We start from the raw sequence: 12,613 nt of genomic DNA on the forward strand, positions 1-12,613 counted from the left end.
CCGGCGTCGCCGGTTCGCTTCGTCATCGCGCCACGTACACGATGGTCCCCGACTCCTCCGACCGACGCCGGACGTCGACGACCGGCTCCTCGAAGCCGAGCGTGGTGAACAGACAGTCGGCGTCGAGTCGCTCCGCGAGCGCGACGGTCGGTCGCTGGAGTTCGGCGGGGAGGTTCCGCGCGTACACGGCGTTGAACCCGTTCTCGGACGCGTCGAGACCGAGCCCGTCCCGTATCGACCGGTCGTCCCCGCCGCTCGCCAGTGCCGTCACGTCCGCCGTGACGACGCGGAGCGATCCCGCGCTCGACGGTCGGGGCTCCATCGACGCCTCCCGCGCCGCCTCGCTCACCTTGACATCGATCGCGACAACCTCGCGACCGCGCTCGGCGAGGGCGCGAGCGACCTCCGGACGCCGCCCGACGCCGACCTCGATCAGCCGTTCGTGTCGGTCGAGCGCGGCGACGAGCGCGCGTTCCGACTGCGGTGGTTGGCCCACGGCGCGGCCTTTATGACCGCGGCGGTCAAAAGCGGTTCCATGCTCGTGGACATCGTCCCGGTCGGGGAGGTCACCCCCCGAGTGAAACGGGAGGCCTCCGGTGCGCTGCGTTCCGTATACGACTGCGACGTGACGGTCCACGACGATCAGGCGATCCCCGACTCCGCGTTCGACGCCGACCGCGGCCAGTACCGCGCGGAGGACCTCATCGAGACGGTCACGCGGGTCGGCGGCGGCGAGAAGAACATCGGGATCACGCCCGAGGACCTCTACTACCGCCGCCGGAACTACGTGTTCGGCCTCGCGTACCTCAACGGCAGCGGCTCCGTCATCTCGACCCACCGTCTCCGCACCTCCTCCGACGGCGGCGTCTCCACCAAGCCCGCGGTCGACGTGTTCGGCGACCGCGTCCGCAAGGAGGTCGTCCACGAGATCGGGCACACGCTCGGCTTGGAACACTGCGACAACAGCAAGTGCGTCATGTCGTTTTCCCCGACCGTCCGCGAGGTCGACGTGAAAGAGGAGAACCTCTGTGGCACCTGTTCGCGGATCGTTCGCTGACGGGCCGCCCTCTCTCGGGTCAGGTTCTCGCCTCCCGCCGGTAGACGTAAAGTCCGCCCCGCACAAGGGACACGTATGGCCGCAAAGCCGGAATACCGCGACCGGCCGGACGTCGAGGTCGCGCTGCTCGACGCGCTCGTCGACCGCGGCGACGAGGGGATGACCGTCCTCGAACTTCGGGCAGCCGTCGACGCCGACATCGACGCCGTCGAGGAGGCCCTCTCGGCGCTGAAGGAGGACTCGCTCATCACCGTGGAGTCCGAGGAGCGCGTCCGGGTGTACGCCCACGACCGGGTCGTCCCGGACCCGGACGCCCCGGACGACGACCCCTCGGAGAGCCTCGTCGACGCGATCCGCGACCGCCTCGGGCTGTAGCCGCCGGAGACGGCGGCCTTTTGGCCCTCGATCGCGTCCCTCCGACCATGACGCTCGTCTCCGGCACCCACGACGCGCACGGCGCCGTGTACCGCGACCGCGGCGGCCGCGAAGTGGTCGACCACTACGGGAAGCCCGTCCGCGTCGGCAAGGCGGTCCGTAACATCGCCGGCGTGATCGAGATGGGGTACGGCGTCCTCGCCATCAGAGGGGCCGACCGCGTCGAGTTCGTCGACAACGCCGTCTCCAACCGCGTCCCGACCGAGGACGGCGAGGGGACGTACGCCCTCCTGCTCGACCCGCAGGGCGGGATCGAGACGGACATGTACGTGTACAACGCCGACGAGCGACTGCTCGTCTTCCTCCCGCCGGAGCGGGTCGCGTCGGTTGCCGCCGACTGGGCGGAGAACGTGTTCATTCAGGACGTCGAGATCGATGACGTCTCCGACGAGTTCGGCGTGTTCGGCGTCCACGGCCCCAAGTCCACCGAGAAGGTCGCCTCCGTCCTCGGCGGGCCGGGCGCGCCCGAGGAGCCGCTCTCGTTCGTCCGCGGGTCGATGGTCGACGCCGGCGTCACCGTGATCGCGACGGACGCGCCGCTGGGCGAGGAGGGGTACGAGATCGTCTGCGCCGCCGCCGACGCGGGCGACGTGTTCGACACCCTGATCAACCGCGGGCTCAACGCCGCGCCGTTCGGCTACCGGACGTGGGACGCGCTCGCGACCGAGGCCGGGACGCCCCTCTTCGAGTACGAGCTGGCGGGGACGGTTCCGAACGTCCTCGGCCTCCGGAACGCCTTAGACTTCGAGAAGGGGTGTTACGTGGGACAGGAGGTCGTCTCGCGCGTGGAGAACCAGGGGCGACCCAGCCGCCGGCTCGTCGGCCTCGAACTCGACGGCGTCGCCGAGGCGGTCGCCGACCTCGACGCGAACGCGGACCCACAGGGGATCGACGACGCGCTCCCCGCGACCGGCGCGGCCGTCTTCGACGGCGACGAGGCGATCGGCGAGGTCACTCGCGCTGCGGTCGGCCCCGCGACCGACATCCCGATCGCCCTCGCGCTCGTCGCGTTCGACGCCGACCGCGGCGGGGTCACCGTCCGCGTCGACGGCGAGGAGGTGCCGGCGACCGCCGTCGACCTCCCGTTCGTCGACGGGAGCGCGGCGTCCGAGCGGCTGCCGACGTACCCCGAGCTGCGCGCCTGAGACGGACGAGGAAGGCCGGGCGAGGAAGGCCGGGCGAGCTCCCGAAGCCACTCACACGACGAAGTCGACCGCCGAGTAGACGACGAACCCAAGCGTGAACGCGCCGACGAGCGACCCGACCCACGCGAGCACCGTGTACCCCATCTTCTTCCGGCTGACGCCCGCGTCGCCCGCGGCGTAGCCCGCGCCGACGATCGCGGAGACGATGATCTCGTTGAACGAGACGGGGATCCCGAAGGCGACGGCGGTCTGCGCGATCGCGAACGACGGAATGAGCGCGGAGATCGACCGCCGCGGGCCCATCGAGGCATAGTCCTGCGAGATCGCCTTGATCATCCGCGGCGCGCCCGTCCACGACCCGGCCAGTAGCCCGACGCCGCCGCCGACGAGCAGCGCCCACAGCGGGACGCCGACCTCGCTGAAGATGGGGACGAGCGGGCCGATGGCGAGCCCCACCTGCGAGCCGCCCGCCGAGAACGCGACGAGCCCGCCCATCGCGAGCAGGAACCGGCGCTGGGCGCCCGCGCGATCGCGGCCGAGGTCGGCGTACACGGCGACCGCGACCACGGCGGCGATCGCGAGGCTCACCGCGGGCGGGCCCGCGCCGCCGAGTCCGAGCCCCGAGCCGAGGACGCTCGCGACCGAGGCCTGCTCGCCGGCCGGCCCGAGCAGCGCGAACCCGACGTTCGCGAGGATCCCGCCGACGACGCCGGCGAGCGCGGCCGTGAGCGGCCGTTCCGGGAGCGACTCGCCGATGAGCATTCGGGCGACGCCGTAGGCGACGCCGCCGCCGACGAACGGGGTGAGCACCCACAGCGTCGCGATCTCGGCGTACTTCGGCCACGCCGGGGCGCCGCCCAGCGCGAGGCCGACGCCGACGACCGCGCCGGTGACGGTGAACGCGGTCGCGATCGGATACCCAGCGAACACGCCGATCGCGACCAGCGCGGCGGCCGTGACGAGCGCGACGATGGCCGCCGCGGCCGTGAGCGTCACGCCGCCGATCAGCTCGGTGCCGACCGCCTCCGTCACGTTTGCGCCCTGGAGGATCGCGCCGAGCAGCCCGAGGACGCCGACTATCAGGCCGGCGCGCATGACGGAGATGGCGTTCGCGCCGACCGCGGGCGCGAACGGGGTCGAGCCGGAGGAGCCGGCGCCGATCGACCACGCCATAAAGAGGCTGGCCGCGGCCGCGACGAGCAGCGTCGCGGCGGTGACGACGACCATCAGTTCCGCCCGTCGTTGTACCCCTCGTTCAGCCCGGCCACCGTGCGCCGGACGAGGAGGAACCCGAAGAAGAACAGCCCGAGAAGACCCACCAATAAGAGCACGAACAGCGGTTGGACCGGGAGCATACGCTCGAATCCGTCGGCACGCGGTTATAAGTTTCGAGCGCGCCGGGTCGCTCCCTCGGAAACGCCTCCGCCAGCGGGCGCTCGGACCGGTGACTAAAACGCGCCTTTGTCTCTCAGCCACGTATATGTCGGTACCCGGACTACGTGTAACCGCGACCCCCGCTTCGGCCCTCACACGCCCCAACACGCCGGTCGACCCGCCGGCCGGTCGGACTCGCGGCCGCTCCCTCCCCTGCCCGGAACCCCTCCCTGGCCGCTCCGTCCGACCGCCGGCGTCCGCGCCCGCGCCCGCACCGATTCGGGTCCGCCACCGTGCACACGACCGTCGGCCGGTCCGGCCGTCCGCGGGGCGTCGCGATCGGTCCCCGCCGACGCAGCGGCGACGCGCTTCGCTCGCTTCTCGCGCTTCCGTCTCCGCTTCCGCTCCGAGCCGATCCCCGCACCGTTACTGCGCGCCGCTCTCGCCATCGATACGGAACGTCTCGAAGGACTCGCCGTCCGGCGTCACCAGCTCCCCGTCCAGCGCGGGCTCGCTTCCGCTCTCACCCTCGGTCGGAGTCAGCTCCGCGTGGGCCGGGCGGTTGCCGCGCGGCTGCGCGTGGCTGCCCGGATTCAGTATCGGGAGCCCGCCCGAGTCGTCGAACCGCGGCCGGTGGCTGTGGCCGCAGATCACGGCGTCCGCGTCGCGGCCCCGACCGAGCATGACGAGCCCCGTGTCGCCGCTCCGGTGACGGTGCGTGACCGCGAACCGCACCCCAGCGTACTCGACGGTCCGCACCTCAGGAACCCGGTCGCGGATCGACGCGTCGTCGTTGTTGCCGTAGACGGCCCGGAGGCTCGCGGCGGCCGACTGAAACGCGTCCAAGACCGGCTCGCGGTAGAAGTCGCCCGCGTGGATCACCAGCTCCGCCTCGCGGATCGCCTCCGCGGTCCGTCCCTGAAGCTTCGACTCCTCGCGTGCGTGCGTGTCGGAGACGACGACGAGCATACCGACCGTCGGCGCCGCCCCGATTTAAAAAGCGCGCCTGCCGGAATGGCGCGTGCCGATGAGCGCCCGAAGGGCGCGAATCGCACGCGCGAGGGAGTCGGCCGACCGGAGCGAAGCGGAGGGAGGCCGACGAGGCTGGGGAGGCGTGAGGTGCTGTGCGGAGCAGGGCGGGACTCAAAGGGGCAGCCGCGAGGACGAAGACGGGCGACGCAAGGACCGCAGGAGCGAACGTAGTGAGCGACGAGGACCGCAGCGAGCCCATCGAGTCCTCGCGGCTGGGGCTTTGGAGATGTTCGTCGTCGATCTGCTCTCAGCTATTTATAAGCGAGCGGCTGGGGCTTTGGCGGTATTCGTCGTCGATCTGCCCTCAGTTATTTATAAACGAGCGGCTGGGGCTTTGGAGATGTTCGTCGTCGATCTGCTCTCAGTTATTTATAAACGAGCGGCTGGGGCTTTGGCGGTGTTCACCGGCGATCCGCGATCAGCTATTTATAAACGAGTGGCTCGGGCTTTGGAGATGTTCGCCGTCGATCTGCTCTCAGCTATTTATAAGCGAGCGGCTGGGGCTTTGGCGGTGTTCACCGGCGATCCGCGATCAGCTATTTATAAACGAGTGGCTCGGGCTTTGGAGATGTTCGCCGTCGATCTGCTCTCAGCTATTTATAAGCGAGCGGCTGGGGCTTTGGCGGTGTTCGTCATCCGTCCGCGGCCGACTGTTTATAAATGAACGAGCGGAGATCCGGCCCCAGTCTATCGCTATTCGTCCAATGAAAGCGCCGCGAGCAGCGACTCCAGCTGGACCTGCTCGTTGGCCCCCTCGGCGATCCGGTAGTCGGCCTCGCCGATGCGCTCCATGAGCCGCACCGCCTCGCGCTCGCTTAGGTCGAACTCCCAGACTGAGCGGTGGAGCTGGTCGATCACGTCGCCGCCGGCCATCCCCGTCTCCGTGAGCAGCGTGTCGAGCGTCGAGCGGGCCCGCGCGAAGTCGCCGTTCAGCGCGTCGGTCACCATCGACTCGATCTCCTCCGGCCGCGCGGTCGCCGTGATCGCGTACACGGCCTCCTCGTCGACGACGTCGCCGGTCGTCGCCGCCGCCTGAAGGGAGTTGATCGCGCGGCGCATGTCGCCGTCGGCCGCGTAGACGAGGGCGTCGACGCCCGCGTCGGTCACCTCGATCCCCTCCGCGGCCGCGATCTCGCGGACCATCCCCCCGACCGCCTCGTCCGAGAGCGGCGAGAAGCGGAAGACGGCGCACCGCGACTGGATCGGGTCGATGATCTTCGACGAGTAGTTACATGAGAGGATGAAGCGGGTGTTGTCGGAGAACTGCTCCATCGTCCGGCGGAGCGCTGACTGGGCGTCGTCGGTATTGTGCGTCAACACCCCGTTCGCGAGCATGAAGTTGGGGGTGTCCTCCATGGTGATGTTGTACGCCTTGCCGCGATGGCTGTACTCGATGCTGTCGATCGCCACCGTCTGAACGCTCTGGACTCCGCCGTCGGCGACGACCGCCGGTTCGAACTCTTCTTTCTCGTAATGTTCGTGGTGAGGCATGGCGCCGTCGCCGACGACGACGTACGTGTACTCGTCGCCGTACGTTTCGAGGAATTCCTCGACTTTCTCGGTCTGTCCCCACAGCTCGGCAACTCCCTTAACCTCGATCACCGTGTCTCCGAGCAGGAAATCGGGATGGTACACGGAGTCGGACAGTTCGAACGCCGGTTCGTACTCGTACTCGATACCTGCCTCCTGTAGTGCCTTCGCGACATCGTACTCCCAGTCGGATCGAACCAAGTGTCCGAGTTCGTCGCTGTGTCTGATGTTGCCGCCGGTCGGTTCATGGCCTTTCAGCGCTTCTGACACTTTCTGTGCGACTTCCGGATCGCGCATCGGATTATTGTCGCCGCTGATGTCACAAACGGGATAGTCACAGTTTTCGACGCTCTTGTCGATTACCGCCTGTCTCTCCTCGTCGTCCAAGCTTTCCCACCACTCGACCGTGGCCGCACCGATGTCTGCTTTCACCCGGTCGGGATCCGCGTCGACGACCCACTCCTCCCACGACGTTCCCGACCGCATCTCGCTGATCGTCTCACGAAATTGCTCAACTGTCTCTTCGTCCATCTCCATGACGTGGACTCCGTGGAAATCTCCGCCGTAGTTCGGGTTGTTACTTCCGGCAAAGCGACCGTCTGAGAGCTTTTCGACGATCTTTTCTCGACGCTCGTCGGACCATTCGGTCCCGTACATCGGGTTCCCGCTCCCGCGCATCTCTCGGCTGTGGCCCTCGTTTTTACACTCCATGGAACAGAACCGTCCTGCTGTCCACGACTCACAGATCTCGCACTTCGATACCCCGATCTCGTCTTTGAAGTCCGCGATTTCGTCACTCGGTGACAGCTCCCTGAGCTCTTTTTCCACGAGTCTTCCGTCTTCGCCGACCGCGAAGAACGGGTGAGTTGGACTCGCGACCGTGGTTCGACCGTCCGCTAACTCAATTTCGAGGAAGTCCGCAGTACCGGAGTCGACGAGCTTCCCCTTGTCGGATTGTATCTCGTTGGTCTCGAAATCGACAGACGGGATCGGTTCGCCCTCCGTACTCACTTCCTCGATCGGTTTTACCTCGGGCTTCGACGGATACCCCGTAACGACCTCGGTTCCCGGTGGTACGCATAACGAGTCGGCCTCGTCAAGAAACACGATCCGGAAGTCGCCGCCGAACGATGACCGCGCGAACCCCTTGATCCGGTCGCGGACGACGTCGATCCCGCGCTGGTCGGAGGCGTTCAGTTCTAGGAAGTTGCCGCGCCAGTTGTCCTCGCCGTAGATCTCGCGGGCGATCGCGGTGGCCGCGGTTGTTTTCCCCACGCCCGCAGGCCCTGAAAATAAAAGGTGGGGCACGTCGTCCTGCGCGATGTAGCTCTGGAGGCGCTCGATGATCTCCTCTTGGCCGTGGATGTCGTCGAGCGTCTGCGGCCGGTACTTCTCGATCCAGATCTCCCGGCCGGTCGCGGTCGCAGCCGGCTGCTCGTCGGCCTCGCTCATTGCCGGATCCGAGGGTCGGCGGGGTGATAAACGAACCGAGACTGACCCGCCCCCTTCGGTGTCACTCGCTCCGCGAGAGCCGCTGGAGTTCGTAGGCGAACACCCAGACGCCCATCAACACGCCGAGGGGGACGACCACCTCGGCGATCTCCCGCGACACCGGCAGCTCCGCGACGTCGACGAGCAGGTGCGTCGTCGTCGCGGCCATCTGCGCGAACAGCTCGTACTCCTCGCGGATCGTGTTCGTCAGCATCGACCCGACGACGAGCATCACCATCGCGGCGACGCCGTGGATCGTCCCCCGAATATGTGGCATAGTCGTCATATTCGCGACGAGTGTCATAGGTGTTTCTCACTTGGCAGATGCTCCGCCGGGGGCGCGGGTTCGCTACGTATCGACTCCGCCGGAACGGTCCGCGGGCCCGCTATATCCGCCGCCGGACCGCCTCGCCGAAGGCGTTCGCCACGTCCGCGTCGGCCTCCGCGTCCCGCAGGCGCGCGCTCTCGGCCGCGTCGAACTCGGGAGCGAGCACGACCGCGGCGGCGCCGGTCGCGACGGTCTCGGTCCGCCAGTCGACGTACGGTTCGCCGACCCACCTCGGGAGGTCCGCCCGCAACACGGCGTTCCGCCACGCGAACTCCCGAACGCCGCGCAGCCCCAGCAGCGCCAACCGGTCGTCGAGGGGATGGAACAGCCGATCGATCCCGGCGATCCCGACCGCGTCGTAGGCTTCGACGAGCGCGTCCTGCGCGGTCTGGACGAGCCTGGCCAGAACCGCGTTGATGCGGTCGTGGTCCTCGTGTTTGTCGCCGCGGTCGGGATCGATTCCCACGTCGCCGAGCGTGTACGTGAGGTCGTAGGTGATGTGCGCGTTGATGCCCAGCAGGGCGTCCTGCGCGACGAGCGTCTCCCCGCGGGCCGCGGCGCCGAAGGCGAGCAGCCACGGCCGGGGAAGCGAGTCGAACGCTCGTCGCTCGAACGCGACCAGCGCTCGCCGGTAGCGCTCCGCGAAGGCGACGAGATACGCGGCCGCCCACTCCGGATCGACGAACGCGCCGTCGTCGATGGCGGTCCGCACGGTCGCCGTCATCCGACTGTACACCGTGAGGAACACCGCGCGCCGGTCGCCGCGCTCGCGGAGGTACGACTCGGTCCGCGCCAGCCGCTCGTCGACGTCGTCGACGGACGCGAACGGCTCCGACACCAGATCGAGCAGCGCCGCGTCCGGCTCCTCGCCCGCCAGCTCCGCGGCGATCGCGTCCCGCTCGCCGTCGACCGCCCGGCGGAGACCGACGAGCAGCGCTCTCGCCTCCGCGAGCGTCGGGACGGCGGCGCGGATGGGGGGCATCGGGGAGTCGACGGCGGACGCCGTCTAACCGCCCGGTACTCGGTCGGAGTCAAAGAGTGTTGCTGCCGGAACGGCGCCGCCGGCCTATGCGAACTCGTCGATCAGCTCGGGCACCACGTCGAAGAGGTCGCCGACGATCCCGTAGTCGGCGATGTCGAAGATGGGCGCGTTCGGGTCGGTGTTGATCGCGATTATCGTGTCCGACCCCTTCATCCCGGCGACGTGTTGGACCGCGCCGGAGATGCCGACCGCGATGTACACGTCCGGCGTGACGACCTTCCCCGACTGGCCGACCTGCCGGTTCTTCGGCAGCCAGCCGTTGTCGACGATCGGGCGGGAGGCGGACAGCGTCGCGCCGAGCGCGTCAGCGAGCTCCTCGACGAGCTCGAGGTTCTCCTCCTCCTCGATGCCGCGGCCGACCGAGACGAGCACGTCGGCGTCCGCGATGTCGACGTCGCCGCCGCCGACCTCCTCGAAGCCCGTGACGCGGGCGCCCGACTCGGGGATGTCGACCTCGGCCGCCTCGACGGTCGCGTCGCCGACCCCCTCCGCGGGCGGCCACTCGCCGCCTCGGACCGTGAGGACGAACCGGTCGCCCGCGACGTCGACGGTCGTCTCGACCTTCGAGCCGTACATCTCGCGGGTGACGGTGAGCCCGTCGTCGTAGGCGATTCCGACCGCGTCGGTGACGATCGGGGCGCCGAGGTCCTCGGCGAGGGCGGGCGCGTAGTCGAGCCCGTTGACGGAGTTCGGCAGCACCACCGCGCCGGCGTCGATCCGGTCCGCGAGCGTCGAGACCGCCGCCTGGTAGGCGTTGTGGTCGAACTCCTCGCCGTCCTCGACCGCGTGGACCGCGTCGACGCCCTCGCGGTTGACGTCCTCCGCGAACCCGTCGACGTCGCCGCCGACGACGGCCACGTGGAGGTCGCCGCCGCGCTCGTCGGCGAGCTCTCGCCCGGCCGTGATCGCCTCGTAGGTAACGTCCCGGAGCGCGCCGCGGCGGTGTTCGGCGGCGACGAGCACGCTCATCACGCGCTCACCCCCTTCTCGCGGAGGACCTCGGCAAGGCGCCCCGCGGACTCGCCGGCGTCGCCCTCGATGATCTCCGCGTCGGACTCGCTCTCCGGCTCGTACATCTCGGTGATCGTCAGCGCGCTCTCGACGTCATCGGCGGTCAGGCCGAGGTCGGCCAGGTCCTTCGCGGCGATCTCCTTGCGCTGGGCCTGTCGGATCCCGCGGAGGCTCGCGTACCGCGGCTCGTTGAGGCCGGTCTGGACGGTCAACACGGCCGGCAGGTCGACGTCGGTCAGCTCCTCGACGCCGCCCTCCAGCTCGCGGTGGACGTGCGCCACGCCGGCGTCCGCGTCCACGTCGAGCTGGTTGACGACCGCCGCGTGCTCGAATCCGATCCGCTCCGCGAGCGCGACGCCCGTGGCGCCGAAGCCGGTGTCCGCGGCCTGGACGCCGCCGAGGACCAGGTCCGGCTCCTCCTCGTCGACGACCGCCTCGAACAGGGCGACCTTCGAGGCGACGTCGGCGAACCCGCCCTCGAGCGCGTCGTCCCAGACGCGGACCGCGCGGTCGGCGCCCTTCGCGAGCGCCATCCGGATCGTCTCCTCGGCGCGCTCCGGGCCGACGGTGACGGTCACGACCTCGTCCGCGATCCCGGCCTCGGCGAGCTGGACGGCGGCCTCGACGGCGTAGTCGTCCCACTCGTTGAGGTCGTACTCGAGGTCGGACTCGGCGATGTCTGTCCCCTCGATCGCGAAGTCGTCGTCCGCCTCCGCGACCTCCTTGACGGTCACCAGAACCTTCATGATCGATACTCGGTCGCTCGCCCTGTAATGGTTTTCGGAACGGCCGACGGCGGACCAGCGGTTTCCGCTCGGCCCGGCCGCGTGCCGGGTCGTCAGCGGTCGTCGTCGCCGTCGTCGCCTCCCCCGTTGCCGTCGCCCTCGTCGTCGGGCAGGGAGATGAGGTTCTCGCGGCCGAGCCGGAGCTTCTCGACGCGCCCCTCGTCGGCCATCGCCGAGAGCAGCTGCGACACCTTCGCGTCCGACCACCCTGTCTCGGCGACGATGTCGGCCTGCCGCATCCGGCCGCCGTTCGCGTCGAGGAGCCGCTCGACGCGCTCCTCGTCCGAGAGCAGCGAGAGGTCCTCCTCGTCGCCGTCGTCCGCCTCGTCGGTCGCGTCGGCGCCGGCGTCGGCTCCGGTCCCCGGACCGGCGTCGCCGACGCCCATCGCGTTCGGACCGTCGCCGCTCGCCGCGCGCTCGCCGCCGTTCGCGGCCGACTCGTTCGGGTCGCTCTCCCCGTTGTTGATCCGACGGTATCCGACGACGCTCCCGGCCACGAGGGCCGCGGCGAGTACGATCGCGGCCATCAGCATCGTCCACGGGGTGCCCGCCCCCGCGGGCCCGTACACGATCACCACGGGCTCGCCTCCCTCGAACGTCTGGGGCCCCTCGATGATCACGTCGCCGTCCGAGAGCTGCGTCACGGCGCTGCTCGGCGTTCCGGTGACCGTGTACCCTTCCGGCGTCGCCACCTCCAGGGTCTGGCCCGCTTCGAGGCTGCGGAGCCACGTCTCGTTGCCGGGCGTCGTCAGCGCGTCCCCGAGGACGAGGCTCTCGCCGTCCTGCGCGAGGAACGACGTCCAGGTGAAGCGCAGCCGGAGCTCGCCGACGGCGACCGCGTCCTCCGTGGCGACGTCGAACTCGCCCGGGTTCTCGTGGACGATGACCTCGCGTTCGACGTCCTCGATCGCCATCGACCGGTCGACGTTCCGGTTCGCCTCGCGGCGGAACCCCTCGAACAGCTCGGCGCTCGGGCCGACCTCGCCGTCGCGGAAGCGGTCGCCGGCGGCCCTGAACACCCTCGTCTCGTTCTCGTCCGCCAGCGAGTACCGGACCGCGACGGTCCAGTCTGCGCTGCGGTCGGAGTTCAACGCGAGTCGGATCCGCGTCGTCGACGGCGACGTGATGCCGTCGCCGGTCTGCTGGCGGACCGCCGGCGAGCGGTCGTCGACCGACTCGCGGACGCGCGGTTCGTCACCGACTGCCGGCACGTGGGCCGGGGGGTCGTCCGCGCCGAGGGGGGAGGGGGTCGTGGTCGCACCGTCGGCCGCGCCGCCGGCGCTCGCGACCAGCGCGAGCGCGACGACAGCGACCAAGAGCGCGCGAAAGGCGGGGTTCCGCATACGTCTCGGGTCACTCGCGCGCCGGGCAAAACGCTTTCCA

General features: G+C 69.5%; 13 protein-coding genes and 3 pseudogenes. 4 read left to right on the top strand and 12 right to left on the bottom strand.

The window, feature by feature from the left end:
- Positions 1–22: 22 nt before the first annotated feature.
- A complete protein-coding gene (locus B378_RS0102985) occupies positions 23–496 on the bottom strand; it encodes a UPF0146 family protein (protein WP_017342343.1) in 474 nt (157 codons plus the stop codon).
- 39 nt (positions 497–535) lie between these two features.
- Here B378_RS0102985 and B378_RS0102990 point away from each other — a divergent pair, with 39 nt between their 5' ends.
- The 3 genes from B378_RS0102990 to B378_RS0103000 all read left to right on the top strand — a co-directional run bounded on the left by B378_RS0102990 (position 536) and on the right by B378_RS0103000 (position 2,637).
- Entirely contained in the window at positions 536–1,057 is a 522-nt protein-coding gene (locus B378_RS0102990) for an archaemetzincin family Zn-dependent metalloprotease (protein WP_004598043.1), read from the top strand.
- A gap of 75 nt (positions 1,058–1,132) precedes the next feature.
- Positions 1,133–1,432 (top strand): DUF6432 family protein, encoded by a 300-nt coding sequence (locus B378_RS0102995; RefSeq protein WP_017342344.1) that lies wholly within the window; start codon positions 1,133–1,135, stop codon positions 1,430–1,432.
- A 47-nt stretch (positions 1,433–1,479) separates the two neighbouring features.
- A complete protein-coding gene (locus B378_RS0103000; RefSeq protein ID WP_017342345.1) occupies positions 1,480–2,637 on the top strand; it encodes an aminomethyltransferase family protein in 1,158 nt (385 codons plus the stop codon).
- A 51-nt stretch (positions 2,638–2,688) separates the two neighbouring features.
- On the opposite strand, the gene B378_RS0103005 is transcribed toward B378_RS0103000, so the two are convergent.
- The 3 genes from B378_RS0103005 to B378_RS0103015 all read right to left on the bottom strand — a co-directional run bounded on the left by B378_RS0103005 (position 2,689) and on the right by B378_RS0103015 (position 4,980).
- A complete protein-coding gene (locus B378_RS0103005; protein WP_017342346.1) occupies positions 2,689–3,864 on the bottom strand; it encodes an inorganic phosphate transporter in 1,176 nt (391 codons plus the stop codon).
- Complete coding sequence (locus tag B378_RS17400; protein ID WP_017342347.1) at positions 3,864–3,992, bottom strand: hypothetical protein; 129 nt, start codon at positions 3,990–3,992, stop codon at positions 3,864–3,866. The genes B378_RS0103005 and B378_RS17400 overlap by 1 nt, the downstream gene beginning before the upstream one ends.
- Before the next feature lie 445 nt (positions 3,993–4,437).
- Entirely contained in the window at positions 4,438–4,980 is a 543-nt protein-coding gene (locus B378_RS0103015; RefSeq protein ID WP_017342348.1) for a metallophosphoesterase, read from the bottom strand.
- A gap of 289 nt (positions 4,981–5,269) precedes the next feature.
- Between B378_RS0103015 and B378_RS17270 the strand changes: the two genes are divergently transcribed.
- Positions 5,270–5,707 carry a hypothetical protein gene (locus B378_RS17270; protein WP_237738319.1) on the top strand — a complete coding sequence of 146 codons (438 nt, stop codon included), beginning with the start codon at positions 5,270–5,272 and terminating at the stop codon, positions 5,705–5,707.
- 29 nt (positions 5,708–5,736) lie between these two features.
- On the opposite strand, the pseudogene B378_RS17460 reads toward B378_RS17270, so the two are convergent.
- The 8 genes and pseudogenes from B378_RS17460 to B378_RS0103060 form a co-directional block, all read right to left on the bottom strand.
- Positions 5,737–6,348 (bottom strand): annotated as a pseudogene (locus B378_RS17460) (replication factor C small subunit); the annotation flags it as partial.
- A 3-nt stretch (positions 6,349–6,351) separates the two neighbouring features.
- Positions 6,352–7,680 (bottom strand): annotated as a pseudogene (locus B378_RS15765) (replication factor C small subunit); the annotation flags it as partial.
- Positions 7,654–8,025: pseudogene (locus B378_RS17275) on the bottom strand (AAA family ATPase); the annotation flags it as partial. The pseudogenes B378_RS17275 and B378_RS15765, both read right to left, overlap by 27 nt.
- A gap of 61 nt (positions 8,026–8,086) precedes the next feature.
- Positions 8,087–8,341, bottom strand: coding sequence for a hypothetical protein (locus B378_RS0103040; protein ID WP_026046160.1), 255 nt, complete (start codon positions 8,339–8,341; stop codon positions 8,087–8,089).
- Positions 8,342–8,450: 109 nt separating this feature from the next.
- On the bottom strand, positions 8,451–9,374 hold the full coding sequence (locus B378_RS0103045) for a DUF5995 family protein (RefSeq protein WP_017342352.1): 924 nt from the start codon (positions 9,372–9,374) through the stop codon (positions 8,451–8,453).
- Between the two features lie 84 nt (positions 9,375–9,458).
- Positions 9,459–10,406, bottom strand: a complete 948-nt coding sequence (locus B378_RS0103050) for an electron transfer flavoprotein subunit alpha/FixB family protein (RefSeq protein ID WP_155118184.1) — start codon at positions 10,404–10,406, stop codon at positions 9,459–9,461.
- Entirely contained in the window at positions 10,403–11,191 is a 789-nt protein-coding gene (locus B378_RS0103055; protein ID WP_017342354.1) for an electron transfer flavoprotein subunit beta/FixA family protein, read from the bottom strand. Before B378_RS0103055 ends, B378_RS0103050 begins: the two co-directional genes overlap by 4 nt.
- A 92-nt stretch (positions 11,192–11,283) precedes the next feature.
- Positions 11,284–12,573 carry a hypothetical protein gene (locus tag B378_RS0103060; RefSeq protein ID WP_017342355.1) on the bottom strand — a complete coding sequence of 430 codons (1,290 nt, stop codon included), beginning with the start codon at positions 12,571–12,573 and terminating at the stop codon, positions 11,284–11,286.
- Between the last annotated feature and the right edge of the window lie 40 nt (positions 12,574–12,613).

The organism is Halorubrum sp. T3 (assembly GCF_000296615.1).
GTDB lineage: Archaea > Halobacteriota > Halobacteria > Halobacteriales > Haloferacaceae > Halorubrum > Halorubrum ruber.